At 61.0% G+C, this 14586-nt stretch carries 10 protein-coding genes and 1 tRNA gene; 6 read left to right on the top strand and 5 right to left on the bottom strand.

Annotated features, from left to right (window positions below; genetic code table 11):
* Nucleotides 1-15: 15 nt before the first annotated feature.
* The 5 genes from HFX_RS09405 to HFX_RS09385 all read left to right on the top strand — a co-directional run bounded on the left by HFX_RS09405 (nucleotide 16) and on the right by HFX_RS09385 (nucleotide 5431).
* Nucleotides 16-597: a DNA-3-methyladenine glycosylase family protein gene (locus tag HFX_RS09405; protein ID WP_004060324.1), complete on the top strand. Its 582-nt coding sequence runs from the start codon at nucleotides 16-18 to the stop codon at nucleotides 595-597.
* A 147-nt stretch (nucleotides 598-744) separates the two neighbouring features.
* Nucleotides 745-2721, top strand: coding sequence for a 3-hydroxyacyl-CoA dehydrogenase/enoyl-CoA hydratase family protein (locus HFX_RS09400; protein WP_004060326.1), 1977 nt, complete (start codon nucleotides 745-747; stop codon nucleotides 2719-2721).
* A gap of 86 nt (nucleotides 2722-2807) precedes the next feature.
* Nucleotides 2808-2882, top strand: a tRNA-Glu gene (locus tag HFX_RS09395).
* A gap of 446 nt (nucleotides 2883-3328) precedes the next feature.
* Complete coding sequence (locus tag HFX_RS09390; protein WP_004060328.1) at nucleotides 3329-4699, top strand: MgtC/SapB family protein; 1371 nt, start codon at nucleotides 3329-3331, stop codon at nucleotides 4697-4699.
* Between the two features lie 303 nt (nucleotides 4700-5002).
* Entirely contained in the window at nucleotides 5003-5431 is a 429-nt protein-coding gene (locus HFX_RS09385) for a disulfide bond formation protein B (RefSeq protein WP_004060330.1), read from the top strand.
* A gap of 34 nt (nucleotides 5432-5465) precedes the next feature.
* Here HFX_RS09385 and HFX_RS09380 read toward each other — a convergent pair whose 3' ends face one another.
* Genes HFX_RS09380 through HFX_RS09360 form a run of 5 tightly spaced genes read right to left on the bottom strand, consistent with a single transcriptional unit; the run spans nucleotide 5466 to nucleotide 13687 of the window.
* The gene (locus HFX_RS09380) at nucleotides 5466-6014 is read right to left on the bottom strand and encodes a DUF7344 domain-containing protein (protein WP_004060332.1); all 549 of its coding nucleotides are present in this window, start codon (nucleotides 6012-6014) and stop codon (nucleotides 5466-5468) included.
* A gap of 8 nt (nucleotides 6015-6022) precedes the next feature.
* Complete coding sequence (locus tag HFX_RS09375; protein ID WP_004060333.1) at nucleotides 6023-8032, bottom strand: SpoVR family protein; 2010 nt, start codon at nucleotides 8030-8032, stop codon at nucleotides 6023-6025.
* On the bottom strand, nucleotides 8029-9348 hold the full coding sequence (locus tag HFX_RS09370; protein WP_004060335.1) for a YeaH/YhbH family protein: 1320 nt from the start codon (nucleotides 9346-9348) through the stop codon (nucleotides 8029-8031). The genes HFX_RS09375 and HFX_RS09370 overlap by 4 nt, the downstream gene beginning before the upstream one ends.
* Nucleotides 9339-11612: a PrkA family serine protein kinase gene (locus HFX_RS09365; protein ID WP_004060338.1), complete on the bottom strand. Its 2274-nt coding sequence runs from the start codon at nucleotides 11610-11612 to the stop codon at nucleotides 9339-9341. Before HFX_RS09365 ends, HFX_RS09370 begins: the two co-directional genes overlap by 10 nt.
* 2 nt (nucleotides 11613-11614) lie before the next feature.
* A complete protein-coding gene (locus HFX_RS09360) occupies nucleotides 11615-13687 on the bottom strand; it encodes a PrkA family serine protein kinase (protein WP_004060340.1) in 2073 nt (690 codons plus the stop codon).
* 503 nt (nucleotides 13688-14190) lie between these two features.
* Between HFX_RS09360 and HFX_RS09355 the strand changes: the two genes are divergently transcribed.
* Nucleotides 14191-14571, top strand: coding sequence for a DUF5820 family protein (locus tag HFX_RS09355; RefSeq protein WP_004060342.1), 381 nt, complete (start codon nucleotides 14191-14193; stop codon nucleotides 14569-14571).
* The last annotated feature ends 15 nt before the right edge of the window (nucleotides 14572-14586 follow it).

The raw sequence follows: 14586 nt of genomic DNA, 5'->3' as shown, positions 1-14586 counted from the left end.
CCGAACGTCGAACCGATGAGTGACGATGCGTATCGTGAACTCCGAACCGACCCGAACCTCGGCAGCGTCGTCGAGGACCACGGACCACTGACACTCGACCCCGCGAGCGACCCCTTCGAGCAACTGGTCATCTCTATCGTCAACCAGCAACTCTCCACGACCGCCGCGGAGACGATTCGAAACCGACTGTTCGACCGCGTCGAAGCCACGCCGGAAGGGATACTCGCTGCCGACGAGACCGTCTTACGCGACTGCGGCCTCTCCAGTCAGAAAGTCGGCTACGTTCGCAATGCCGCCGACGCATTCCAAGATGGTCTCTCGACCGAGTCACTCCACGCGATGGACGACGACGAGGTCATCGACGCCCTGACCGAGATTCGCGGCGTCGGCGTTTGGACCGCCAAGATGTTTCTTATCTTCGTGCTCGCGCGTGAGGACGTATTCCCGGTCGAGGACCTCGGGATTCGTCGCGGAATGGAACACGTCTTCGGGTTCGACGAGGACGCTGTCTCCAGAGGTGAGATGCGCGAACGAGCAGAGCGGTGGACTCCGTATCGAAGTTACGCGAGTCTCTACCTCTGGCGAAGCGTCGACTGACTGCCTCTCTGACGGGGTGTCGACTAACTGTCAACATCGTGTTCGTCGGTTTCGCCGTCCACGATTGGGTTCAGGAATAAATTTAAGTTGAGTTTATTTTTCGAGGGAGGGAAACGTTGAAACCGATGCACACTGTAACGTTCGTCCATGAAGGTAGACGAAATCAACACCATCACCGTTCTCGGAGCGGGCAACATGGGCCACGGCATCGCGGAAGTCGCCGCCCTCGCCGGATACAACGTCGTCCTGCGCGACATCAAAGAAGAGTTCGTCCAGAAGGGCTACGACCAAATCGAGTGGTCGCTCAACAAACTCGCCGAGAAAGACCGACTCTCGCAGGAAGACGCCGACGCCGCACTCGACCGTGTTACGGCCGTCGTCGACCTCGGTGAGGCCGTTTCCGACACGGACGTGGTCATCGAGGCCGTCCCCGAGAAGATGTCCATCAAGAAGGAGGTGTACGCCGAACTGGAGGAACACGCCCCAGACCACACCATCTTCGCGACGAACACCTCCAGCCTTTCCATCACGGAACTCTCCGAAGTGACAGAGCGCCCCGAGCGCTTCTGCGGCATGCACTTTTTCAACCCGCCGGTTCGCATGGACCTCGTCGAGGTCATCTCCGGCGCACACACCGACGACGAGACGCTCGACGTTATCGAGGACCTCGCAGAGGAGATGGGCAAGACGCCCGTCCGCGTCCGCAAGGACAGCCCCGGATTCATCGTGAACCGCATCCTCGTCCCACTGATGAACGAGGCGGCGTGGACGGTCCACGCGGGCGACGCAACCATCGCCGAAGTCGATTCCACGACGAAGTACGACCTCGGACTTCCGATGGGAAGCTTCGAACTCGCAGACCAGGTCGGTGTCGACGTGGGCTACCACGTCCTCGAATACATGCACGACGTGCTCGGTGACGCCTACGCACCGTGCCCGCTGCTCTCCGAGAAGGTCGAAGAGAAGAACCTCGGGAAGAAGACCGGCAAGGGCTTCTACGACTACGAGGATGGCGAGGGCGCACAGATTCCTCACGGCGAGGGGAGCGAGAAAATCAAAAACCGCCTGCTCGCGCTCATGGCGAACGAAGTCGCCGGACTCGTCGAAAACGAGGTCGCCGACCCCGATGCAATCGACCGCGCGGTCATGCTCGGCGCTGGCTTCCCCGACGGCCCGGCGAAGATGGCCGACGAGGCCGACATCCCAACACTCGTCGAAACGCTCGACGAACTGCACGAAGAGACCGGTGAGGAGCGCTACGAAGTCGTCGAGTACCTCCGCGAACTCGCCGAGTTCGGCGAGGGCTTCCACGGCGGCGACGAGGAAGACGAGGGCGGTCTCGAATTCGACAACGTCGCAGTCGACGTTCGCGAGGGAATCGGCCACATCACGCTCGACCGCCCGCACCGCCTCAACACCATCAGCACCGAACTGATGGACGAACTCTCGGACGCACTCGACGTGCTCGAAGACGACGACGAGGTGCGCGCTATCCTCCTCACGGGTGCTGGCGAACGCGCCTTCTCCGCCGGTGCTGACGTGACGAGCATCGCCGCGGGTGGCGGCGACGCCGTCTCCGGTGTCGAAATTTCTCGGAAGGGCCAACAGACGTTCGGAAAGCTCGAAGACATGGACAAGCCCGTCATCGCCGGTATCGACGGCTTCTGTCTCGGCGGTGGGATGGAACTCGCGACGTGCGCCGACCTCCGAATCGCTACGGAGCGGTCGAAACTCGGCCAGCCCGAGCACGACCTCGGTCTCATCCCCGGCTGGGGCGGCACCGTCCGTCTGCAGCGCATCGTCGGCACCGGCCGCGCGAAGGAGATTATCTTCAGCGCCGAGCGCTACGACGCCGAGACGATGGCCGACTACGGCTTCATCAACGAGGTCGTCGAAAACGAGGACTTCGAGGAGCGCGCCTTCGAGTACGCCAAGAAGTTCGCCCAAGGTCCGCCGATTGCACAGCGCTACACCAAGCGCGCGATGCACAATGGCTGGGAGAACACCGACGCCGGTCTCGAAATCGAGGCGCAGGGCTTCGGCCTGCTCTTTACCACGGCAGACCTGATGGAAGGTATCGCCGCGTTCACGAGCGACCGCGACCCTGAATTCACCGGCGAGTAACCACTCATCGTGAGTGGGTTCCTCTCACTCACTCGACTCGGAACGCAACCCTTAAAATAATCCAACTACCACTCGTGAATGCAGAAGCTCGGTTGGTGTAGTCCGGCCAATCATCTTGGCCTTTCGAGCCGAGGACCAGGGTTCAAATCCCTGACCGAGCATTTCTCTCGAACACTAACCTTCGAGAGACCTCTGTGTCTCTCGGTTCTGTGAGAGTGTATGCGAGACAGGGGATTTGAACCAGCGAGCAGCTTCGCTGCGAGTGAGGTTCACGCGAACGAAGTGAGCGTGAGCACGCGAGACGAGCGTCTCACGGAGTTCACAATCCCTGACCGAGCATTTCTCTACTGAACTACCTTCCAAGCGACCGCTGTGCGTGTCACTCGGACTGTGAAGTTGTGTACGCGAGACAGGGGGCAACGTTCATGCGAGCAAAGAGGGTATGACAGAACCCAACACGACATTCAACCTCCTCCCAAACACAGCTACGAGCAATCCAAACCCCAACCCCGTAACCGGGTTCGTCTTTTTATCCTGTGACAACAAATGTCATACATAGTATGGCCCACCGTAGCCACCCGCGAGTTCGTTCCCCGGACGTGTCGTGATGCAGGGGGTATTCGAGTCAATCGACCCCATCGTCGCCCGGTTGTTCCTCGCAGCGGCGCTCGGAATGTTCCTCGGGTTGGAACGCGAGCGGTCGAGAAAGAGCGCCGGAATGCGGACGTTCACACTGACGAGTCTCCTCGGCGGCGTTGCGGTGGCCATTGGGAGCGACACTCTCCTCGCAATCGGCGGGGTGCTGGTGGTCGTGCAGGCGGTGCTCCTCGGGGGTCGTGGTATCGTCGAACGAAGCGTGGCGCACGGCGATTTCGGGAGGGAAGATTCTGATGATGATTCCGAGGCGGACGACTCCGAGGCAGACAACTTCGGAACGGAAACGGGTCTCCTTGAGACGGACGACTCGGAAAGAACCGGCGACAAAGAAGCGAGTCTATCGCTTACCACGTCGACGTCGCTTCTCGTCGCCTACGCGGTCGGTGCTGCGGTGGTGAGCGGCTACCTCATCGAGGGCGTCGTCGTCGCACTCACGTCGTCGCTCCTGTTGGTGCTCCGGCGGGAACTCCACGGATTCGCACACCGATTGACCTCGGACGAAGTCCGGAGCGCAATCGAGTTGGCCATCATCGCGTTCGTCGTCTTCCCCTTGCTTCCGGAGGGACCAATTGGGCCGTGGAATGCAGTCAGTCCGCAGACGGTCTGGCTTCTCGTCGTGGCCGTGAGCGCCATCGGCTTTCTCAACTACGTCATCATCAGGCGGTACGGAGAGCGAGGCATCGCAATCACCGGCTTCTTCGGCGGACTCGTCAACTCGACCGCCGTCATCGGCGAAATCTCGGGGCGGGCGAGACGAAATCCGTCGATTCGGCCGCTCGCCGTCGGCGCGATTCTGATGGCCGACGCCGCGATGGCCGTCCGGAACCTCGCTCTCATCGTCGTGTTCGTCCCCGATATCGCGTGGGAAGTCGGCGTCCCCCTCGGACTCGTCGCGCTCGTCGGTGTCAGCTACGCACTGCACTCCCGGGAGTGGGGCGTCGACCTCGACGTAGCCTTCGAGTCGCCGTTTAGTCTCGAAAGCGCCCTCCGGTTCGGCGTCTTCTTCCTCGTGGTGCTTCTGGTCTCCGCGGCGGCACAGCAGTACTTCGGCGCGACAGGGTTCGTCGTGACCAGTTTCCTCGGGGGGCTAGTTTCGAGTGGGTCAGTCGTGACGACTGCAGTTACCCTCTACAGTGGCGGCCAAATCGAGAGTTCGACCGCCGTCATTGGAGTGCTGGCAGGGACTGCCGCGAGTATCCTCGTGAAGGTTCTCCTCGCTGCGAGTATCGACCGCGAACTTCTCGCACCGGTCGCTCGGAAGAGTGCACTTCTCGTCACCAGTGGTATCCTCGGCGGTATCCTCGTCCTGTTTCGTCCGTAACCGCGCCACCGGCACAACATTGATTACATCGTGTCACACCAATCAAGTTGCACTGGTTCGGTGCATACCATTTTGTTACCGAGCGGCCCCGAAGATTCGCCCGCCGGTCGTCCCCCGGTGTGGCGAGGGCCACTCCTCGAAATCACCACAGCCGATGGCTTCAGGTATACCGGCGTCTATCGTTCGGAAAGACTGACTCCAGGATGAATCGTTGCCCGAAGTCCGGAGATGAGGACGAATCGACAGTGAGCCGAGTGCAAACAACTGAGACGACCGAACCGCCGAGAGGAGGGGCGTAACGACATGAGCGACACGACGCGAGCGCTGCTGACTGTGGGAACACTCGTCGCACTCGCGGCAACGACGGGCAGTCTCTACTTCAGTCTCGGACTGGGACTGACACCTTGTGACCTTTGTTGGTACCAACGCATTCTGATGTACCCCCTTGTCGTGGTTCTCGGAGTGGCCGCCGTTGAAGACCGGGCGGATGTGTGGAAGACTATCCTCCCGCTTTCGCTCGGCGGGGTTGCACTCGCTGGATATCACACCTATCTGCAAGTCGCGCCGGGTGCGACCTGTACCGTCGGCGGGCCGTGTACGTCCATCCAGTACCCGATGCTCGGTGGGTTGTTGACTATCCCGCGACTCTCGCTCATCGCATTCTCGCTCGTGACCCTGCTTTCGGTTGCCGTCGCCCGCGCTGGTGGGACAGACGATGCGTGGGGTATCTGAGCGTGACCCGGTACGACTACAGTTCGACCGCGGTTTAGGTCCGATTCTGCGTCCGCAACCCGAGTTCAGCACCGCTGACGAGCGCAACGGCGAGGAGTGTGACGATGGCGACGAAACGCGGGTCGACGCCGGCGATAACGGGCATCCCCATCCACCCGGCGAAGAGGAGCGCTAGTCCGGCGAGGCAGGTTGTAAACGAGAGCACTGCGAACGGTGTCGTTCCCTCGTCGCCGTCGTCAAAATACGGGTCGAGTTCGGTGGCGCACGTCCCGAGCGAGACGACCTTCGCCGTCGAATCATACGCGACGATGTGGAGCGTGTCGAGTTTCGGGAGATGTGTCTGGTGTAGCGAGATATAGACACTCTGTCTGACGTTCTTCGGCGGTGGTGACTCGCCGGACTCCACTTCCGCGATGTGTTCGGCGAGGTCGCCGACCGACTCCGTACCATCGCTGTCGCGGAGTTGTTCGAGAGTGAGTCGCCGACGCTCGTTTCGGAGCACGTCGTGGATATCTGCCTCGTCAATCGTTCCCTCGGTCGGGTCATCATCTACCCTCCCGATGAGACGGTCAGAAATGCCCATCGCTTCGTTTAGAGCCAGTCATCAGGCTTGGTGTCATAGTCGATGTCACTGGCTGCGATGCGTTCTTCGAGGTCCGAATCGAGGTCGTGTTCCTCGAATTCGTCTCCGTCGTACCGGATGCGAATCGCCCGTTCGACCGGCGTCGGCTCACGCCCGCGCCGACGGGCGACCTCGATTTCGTGGTCGTCGAACTCCTTGATGATAGTCATCAGGTTGACCGGGCGACCCCACAGGTGGTAGACCCGCTCCAGTACACCCTTTGCTTGCTTCTTGTCGAGGATGACGCCGTTGTACTGGTGGCCGAGGAGCAGTTCCCCGCGGTTATCGAAGTTCCCGTCGTAGACGGCGATGGTTGGCTTGCCGAAGTTCGTGAACTGGAACAGCAGTTTCTTCTTTACGTCTTCGTATTCGGACGATGAGACGCGGAACTGCTGTGACGACCGCGAGTACTCGTAGGCGAAGTAGTGGTTGTCGCGGACGAACTCCTCGGTGAGGAACGCATCGAGGAACGTCACGTCGTTGTGGCTCTCTCGAATCTCGCGCATCCGGTCCCAACCGGTGGTCTTGTCCACGTCAGCAACCGCCTCCTCGATGCTGTCGTACTGGTCGTCGTCGAACATGTACCGCGACAGCTGTTCGAGTTCAGAACGGCGAATGCGACGAAGGAACCCACGGTTCTGGGGTTTGATGAGCGAGTAATGGCGCTCGGCGAGTCCCTCGTAGGTGAGTAGCTTCCACGGGTAGCGCTCCAAGTCGAGGGTGTCGTCACCCGAAAGCGCCCTGTCGAGCACTTCGTGGTCAACTCGCGGGTCGTCTTCACTGAGGTCGGCGAGGTCGTCGACAGCGTCTGCGTGGATGCCGTCGATAGCAGGGTCAGTACGCAGGAGCTGTTGTACCTCCTCGAAGTCGACCATGTCGTGGAAGTTCCGCCACGTGATTCCTTTCACGCGGAGGAGTTTGTCGGCGACCGCCGCACGGTTCGTCGTGTTCTCGATGTACTCCCAGAGTTCCTTCCCCAGTTTGTACGGGTTGAGACCGGGCGACCCGAGGACGCGGGCCTGGTGGTCCGCGTACGTGATGAACTCGTCCGTGCCCGCGAAGTGCTCGTCGCCCATCATGAGCGACTCCCAGTAGGCGGCCCAACCCTCGTTCATCACCTTCGTCATCTTCTGGGCGGCGAAGTAGTACGACTCCTCGCGGAGCATGTCGAGGACATCCTTCTGCCACGGCTCCATCTCCTCTGCTTTCTCCGTCTCATCGTCGTACCGCATCCCGTGTTCACGGATGTATGCGAGTACGTCCTTTCTGGGCTTGGTGAGTTTGGCGGCCTCGCGCTCGGCCTCTTCGACGCCTTCGAGCCACTCCTCGTCGAACACTTCGCGGCGAACGTCGTCGGAGATGTCGAGGCTGTCGAGTTGTGCCCTGATGTCTTCGGGGATACGACTATCCGTGTCGGCAGCCGCCTCTCGAATCGACCGGTGTTGGTCGATGGTGTCTTCGAGACAGAGCACGGCATCGATGAACTTCTCGACCTCGTCGCGGCTCACGTCCGGATTTTGGACGTAGCGTTCGATGGCCTGTGCGTGCTGTTCCAGCATCGCGGCGGCGGCGAACTGCCCATCGTCGGAGAACAGCCTGAACCACTGGTTGTTCTTGAAGAAGTCGGAGTGCGCCTCGACGTGGGTAATGACGGCCTTCTGGTCGGCGAGCGAGTTCGACTCCTGTAGGAAGGCGTTCGCCGGGTCGTCGTTGTTGACGATTTCGAACGCCTTGCCCATGCCGAACTGGTCGGACTTTCGCTGGCGGTCGTAGGTCATTCCCCACCGCCAGTGCGGGTAGCGCTCCTGGAACCCGCCGTAGGCGATGAGCTGATTCATTTCGTCGTAGTTGACGACCCAGTAGTTCACCGGGTATGGGTCCAGCCCGAGTTTGCGGGCGAGTTCGCCCGCTTCTCGGACGGGTTCGTCCAGTTGAGCGGCTTCTCTCTGTGCGTCTCTGCGGTGTCGTCTAAAGCTCATTCTGCTGTCGCCTCCGTACTGAGGATGCGGTATATCGCGTCGATTACGTCGTCGGGCTGGGAGACGTACGCGACGACGACGTTGCCTTCGTCGCCGAGGTTCTTCTCGACTTCCTCGGCGTGCGTCGCGTTGATTGCGGTGCCGCCGGGTTGCGTCTCGACGTAGGCGTGGAGGTTGGCGTCAATCTCCTCCATGAGCGGGATAACCCGCTCTTTCGTGTCGTTCGAGGAGTTCTCGGAGTCGCCGGCGGCGAAGACGTAGCGGTTCCACTCGCGCCACGGGTAGCGCTCGTCCAAGACTTCTTTCGTCAACTCGTAGGCTGACGAGATTCGCGTCCCGCCGCCCGAGCGGATGCCGAAGAACTCGTCGCGTTCGACTTCCCACGCCTCCGCGTCGTGGGCGATGTAGACGAACTCCGCGTGGTCGTACTTGCCCGTGAGGTACCAATCGAGCGGCGTAAACGTGCGCTCGACGAGTTCGCGCTTGGTCTCGCGCATCGACCCCGACACGTCGCGGATGTTCACGACCACGACGTTCGAACGCTTCTTCTCGATTATCTCGGGATGGCGGTAGCGCTCGTCCTCGCGGCGGAACGGAATCTCCTTGAGTCCGTCACGCCGGATGCGCTGGACGGTCGTGGTCCGCTCGACGTTTGCTTCCATCTCCTCGAAGGACTCCCACGTGCCACGTTCTTCGTCGGGGATGCGGCCCCACTCGTCGTCGATCCACGCCATCGAGACGAGGATGTTGTTCTCGCGGCACCAGTGGTAGACCTCTTTGGCTGAGGTTCCCTCGACCTTCATCGCCTCGCGGACGTAGTCCTCGTCGAAGTCCATCGCGAGTTTGCGCTTGAGACCCTCTTTGAACAGGCGTTCGAAGTCGAGCGTGCTGTGCGGTCCGCTCCGGGTGATATCGGTGAAGTCGCCTTCGATTTCGTCGATGACTTCCTTCCCTTTCGGTTCGAGCTCGAGACCGAGTTCTTCGTCGAGCGCCTCGGCGAACTGTTCGGGGTTCATCTCGTAGTACTCGTGTTCGGCCCCCTCTTCCCCGGGTTCGCCTTCGTCGCCCTCGCCGGGTTCGGGTTGTGGCTGGCCGAGGGGTTGGCCGACGTCGGGCGTCCCGCCTTTTCCTTGGCCGACGCCGCCCATGTCGAGGCGGTCGTACTGGAACTCCGGGAGGTCGACGACTTTGATTGGAATCTTGATGTCCTTCGAGCCGGAGGCTCCGAGGTCACCGTAGGAGATGAACTCCTTGAGGTCTTCGCGGCGCTCTTCGCCCACTTCGCGGAATCGTTCGAGGTCGTCTCTCAGTCCCATGTCTGGCTCACTCTCTTCATTACGGCACGGCTCGTGAGTTCGGCCGACGCGGTGGTGTAGCCGCGTTTCACCATCTCATCGATAGTGCGGTCTTTGACCCGGGCCGTCTCGGTGTTCGCTGGCGGGTCATCCCACTGGCGGGGTTCGAGGTCGGGGAACAGTCGACGCACGTCCTCCCAGTCGTGCGTTTCGAGCACCGTCCGAATGACGGGAATCTCGGTGAGGTCCACGTCAGAGACGGTGAATCCCTCGTCACGGTTCTCCCACGCGTACCGGTTGAGCGCGGTGATGACCTTCTCGTGACGGAACGTTTCGACTTCCTCGGAGGGGTCGTTGCCCTCGTAGTCGGCGGGGGCAAACCGGCCGAGGTGTTCGGTCTCGAATAGCTTCATGAGAAGCGGGTCGGGGTCGACGAGCCCGTGTTCGGTCTCTAACTGCCCGTCAGAGGCCCACGCGTAGACGTGTTCGACGTACTCTTCGACCGTCTCGCGCTCGACGCCCTTCTCGGCGAGCAACGCATCGAGCACGTCGGCTTCCTGTTGCTCGAAGATGTGGTCTTCGACCATGTCGATGCGTCCCTCGTACTCCGAGGCCTCCGCGCGGGAGAACACGGGTGCGTCGGGCAACTCACCGACCATCTCGTCGAGCACGTCTCCGGGCATCACCACTGACGAGACATCGAGGTCAGGATGCCGTCGGTCGATGCGGTCGTGAAGCAGGTCGGCGATGACGTCGCGAGTGAACGTCACGGGAATCCCGTGTGTCCCCTCGCTGTCGCCGATGAACTCGAACGCGGACACCTCGCGTCGCTGGTCGCCGACTTGGAGGTAGCCGCGGTCGAAGAGCAACGCCTTGTCCACGAGGTCGAATTCGAGTTCCGGGTCGCGCGGGATATCGTCGGGGTCCAGACGCGTCACGACGCTGTACAGCGCCGCCGCCTCGATGGTGTGCGGCGCGAGTTCGCGGGCCTGGACTTTCCCGGGACCCTTCCGCACGTCCAGTGTGACCGCTTCGGCGACGCGCTCGGCCATCGCCTCGGGGTCGTCGGTCCAGACGCTCGTCTCGTTCGTCAGTTCGCGCCGGATGAGTTCGGCCTCCAGCGAGAGGTTCGTCAGGTAGCGGAACTCGTGTTTATTGAGTCGGCGCTTGAGCGCCTTCAGCGGGTCGCGCCCGTTTCTATCGGCGAACTTGTCGAGTTCGGCGTCGAGGTCCGGATTCGAGATGATGACAAGCTGGGTGTCGATGTCCATCCCGATTCCCTTGTCCAGTTTCACGTGCCCCTCGTCGGGGACGTTCAGCAGCTTCTGGAGTAAGTCGGCGTGCTGGGCCGCGTCTTCGACGATGGTGAGAAGCCCATTGCCTTGCGAGAGCACGCCGTCGAAACTGAACGCCTGCGGGTTCTTGCGCCCGCGGGAGTTCAGTTCGCGAAGCATGCTCGGCATCCACGACCCGACGAGTCGCTCTTTGGGAGTCCCGTCGTCTTCCGAGTGGAGGACGCCGATGCCGCGACCCACGTCGACGACGTAGTTCTTCACTCGGAGGTGTTTCGGGTCCGTGACGGTGCTGAACAGTTCGTTCTTGCCGGCGCGGCGGAACTCCTCTTCGAGGTAGTTGTACGCCTCGAGACAGAACGGGTCGAGGTCCTGGTTCACGCTGATGGGGATGTGGTCGCCGTTCGCCCGGTTGAGGTCTCTGAGGAGTTGCCTTCGAACGTTGCTGGGGAAGACCGAAAGCGGGTGCGACTGAACTGGACTCTCGTACCAGTCCTCGTCGTCGGCGTCGACTTCGCCTCCGTAGGAGAGACCCCGCGTGTCTTCGGCGTTCGCGACGTTCCACTCGACAGTGTAGCGCCGCCCGGCGTCGGTCTTCGAGTACTCCCGGAGCCCGTTTATCAGACAGCGTTTCAACTCGGACTTGCCGGTCGCAGTCGGCCCATCGAACCAGACGATTTTCTCAGCCTTCCCGCGGTCGGCGGCGATGGTTCTGAGGTCGTCGACGAAGGCGTTGAGCACGTCTGTGTTGCCGAGAATCGCGTGCTCACCGTCGTTTGCGGGGTCGTCGAAGAAGCGGTACCGCTCTTTTTCTTCGCCCTGTTCGACGACCTGCCGGGTTCCCATCGACTCGATGGCTTCGAGCAGGTACTTCGACGCGTGCGACGCGATAGAGGGTGATTCGAACGCCGATTCGACGTACTCGGCGAGGCTCATCGGCTCCTCGTAGGTACCACGAAGCGCCTCGTCAGCGTCGCGGATGTAATCTCGCATGGTCACCCTTCGAGTTCGCTCTTGGCCACCTCCGCACCGGCGAACTCGAGCACCTCCCGGGCACCGTCACGCGAGTAGCCCTGGTCGACGAGTGCGTCAATCCACGAGTTGCGTTCGTCGTCGTCCAGTTCGTTCGCGCTCACGAGCGCCGAGAAGTTGATGTTGTGTTTCTTGTCCTCCCAGAGTTTGCGCTCGAGCGCGCGGCGGAGTCGGTCGTTGTCCTGCGGGTTGAACGACGTTCCTTCGCGTGCGCGGCGCGAGACCCAGTTGGAGACCTCCTGACGGAAGTCTTCCTTGCGGTCCTCGGGGATGTTGAGCTTTTCTTCGACGGCGCGGAGGAATTTCTCGTCTGGGTCCTGGTCGCGGCCCGTCAGTTCGTCTTCGACCGTCGCGTCGTCGATGTAGGCCATGACGTGGTCCATGTACTTCTCGCCCTGCCTTTGAATCTCGTCGATATCGTAGGCGAGAGCGTGGCGCACGTCCTCGATGGCGCGTTCTTTGTACTCCTCGCGGACCATCTCGAGGAAGCGGTGGTACTGTTCGAGGCTCTCTTCGGGAATCGACCCGTGGGTCTCCAAGTTCTCTCCGAGGTGGGTAAAGGACGAAAGCGGCGAGAGGTACTTCTTGTCACGGTGGGTCGCGTCCATGATTGCCTCGGCGATTTCGTCGCCGATGAACCGGGCGGAGACGCCGTCCATCCCCTCGGCGATATCGGCCTTGGATTCGCCCTCTTCGCGGAGTTTCCGCACGTCAACATCATCGCCATCGTCTAACTCACCGTTGTAGGCCTTGGCCTTCTGGACGAGCGAGATGGTATCCGAGTCGGGTTCGACGATTCGTGTGAGGACGCCGAACAACCCGGACATCTCCAGGGTGTGCGGTTCGACGTGGATGTCGGGCACGTCGGCGTTCCGGAGCATCTTCCGGTAGATTTCGGCTTCCTGTTCGTATTCGAGGACGTACGGGAAGTCGATGCGTTTCGTCCGGTCGTTGAACGCCTCCATCTTCTCGTCGCCTTTCTTCTCGCGGTACTCGGGCATGTTCGTCCGCCCGACGATGACCTGGTCGATGTCGATACGCGGGTTGTTCTTCGGCTTAATCGTCTGTTCCTGCGAGGCGTGCAGGAAGTCATAGAGGAACTCGCGCTGGAGTTTCAGCAGTTCCTCGCCGGAGAAGATACCCCGGTTGGCGTTACAGAACGCCCCGGCGTAGTCGAACGCACGCGGGTCGGATTCGCCGTAGACCGCGAGTTTCGAGTAGTTGACATCGCCGGTCAGTTCCGTCTCGTCTTGGTTTTTCTTGTCCTTCGGCTCGAACGTCTCGATACACTGCCGCTTGTTCTCGGAGGCGACGAGTCGAATGATTTCGATGTGGTTCTCTAAGACGGACTCCAGGTCGTCGTCGTAGTGCGCGAGCAGACGGTCCATGTAGAACTCGGAGGCGGGGTCGAGCGCCTGGTCGTTCCGGATGGTGTACGGTGCATCGAGGTTCTTGTTCAGTTGCTCGATGACCATGTCGCGCTGTTCTTGCGGGAGCAATACGAGCGGGTCCTGATTCATCGGTGATGTGACCACGTCGTCGGCCGGGTCCTGATCACGGATGACATCGCCGAGGTTCGACCAGCGGAAGGTGTACATCCGCCCCTCGTCGCGCATCGTGTAGTCTTCGAAGTACCGTCGGGAGAGCCAGTCGAAGTGCGACTTCCCCGAGCCAACGGGACCCAAGAGGAGTTTGATACGCTTTTCGGGGCCGAGACCGCGAGCCCCGGATTTCACCTTGTTGACGAACTCGTGTATCGACTCGTGGACTTCGCGACCATAGAAGACGTTCTCTCCGTTGTGGAGCGGGTCTTCTGAGGCCATGAGGTACTCCACGACGCCCGCGTCTTCGTCGTAACGGGTGCCGTAATAGTCGAACATGTCCGCCACGCGTTGGTGGGCGTTGCGAGCGATCTTCGGATTTGCGTAGACCTCTTCTAAGTACCACTCGAAGCTCTTCGCCTCGCGGAGGTCCGCGGGCACTGAGTCTTTGTAGTGCTTGCTCAGGTCTGCGAGTGTTTCGATTTCGCCGGTCATTGTTCGTGGAGCCTCGTCGGACCAGCCGTCCCAAGACGGTCGAGGGCGACGCGCCCGTATTTACGGGTCGCAGACGACACACTACACTTCCGTCACGCGACGACAGGTCGCGGTGAGCGGGGAGGGCAGTACGTCGCCGCCGCTGCGCACTCACAACAGGTCGGCGATTGGCGACAGAATCGGCGGGTTAGCAGGCGATGCGTGGCGGCTCGCTCGGCCCGGTGACCGAGACTGATTTATAATGAGAGACGTTAGCATTTAACCCTTTCTCCGTTCCAAGTCAGGAGATTGTCATTAATCAGGAAATATCCAGATACATACCATCGAAATTGACCCTCTCATAGACCGAGGTGTGTCGATTTAATCGGCGATTCAGTCCGTTGACGGACTCGTTAATCGAGTCGCTACGGAATCATGTCGCCGTTCACCGACCATTTTCTTTGAGAGTCTTCGCCCCAGAGATAAGCGGGAAGGCTTAGGATGTACGGCGGACTAGCGGGGGTATGACCGATTTGCCCGACGGGTGGACACTCTGGAATGACGAGCACGAGGGGCGGCGAATCCTCGCGTACCGTCCAGACGTCTTCAACGAGAGTTCGTTCCCCGCCGAGTGCATGCCGACCATCTTCGTGTGGAATGGTTCGCGAGCGAAGCGGCCCGGTGCGACACAGATTCGGACCGAGACGTGGCACGCCGTGCTTTACCTCGAACCCGAAATCGAGGCGGTCGTCGAGGAGTTCGACTCCCGCGAGGCGGCTGTCGAAGGTGCCGAAGACATCGCACAGCGGTTCGCCGATGGAGAGATAGATTACCGAGGTGTCTATCAGATCCCGCGTGAGGACTATTTCGACAAACTCGACGAGTTAACTGGTCGAGAGCCTTAACCGCCCTGCGAATGA

This window comes from Haloferax mediterranei ATCC 33500, assembly GCF_000306765.2.
GTDB classification, from domain to species: domain Archaea; phylum Halobacteriota; class Halobacteria; order Halobacteriales; family Haloferacaceae; genus Haloferax; species Haloferax mediterranei.
This window is presented reverse-complemented; position numbering and strand designations above follow the sequence as displayed.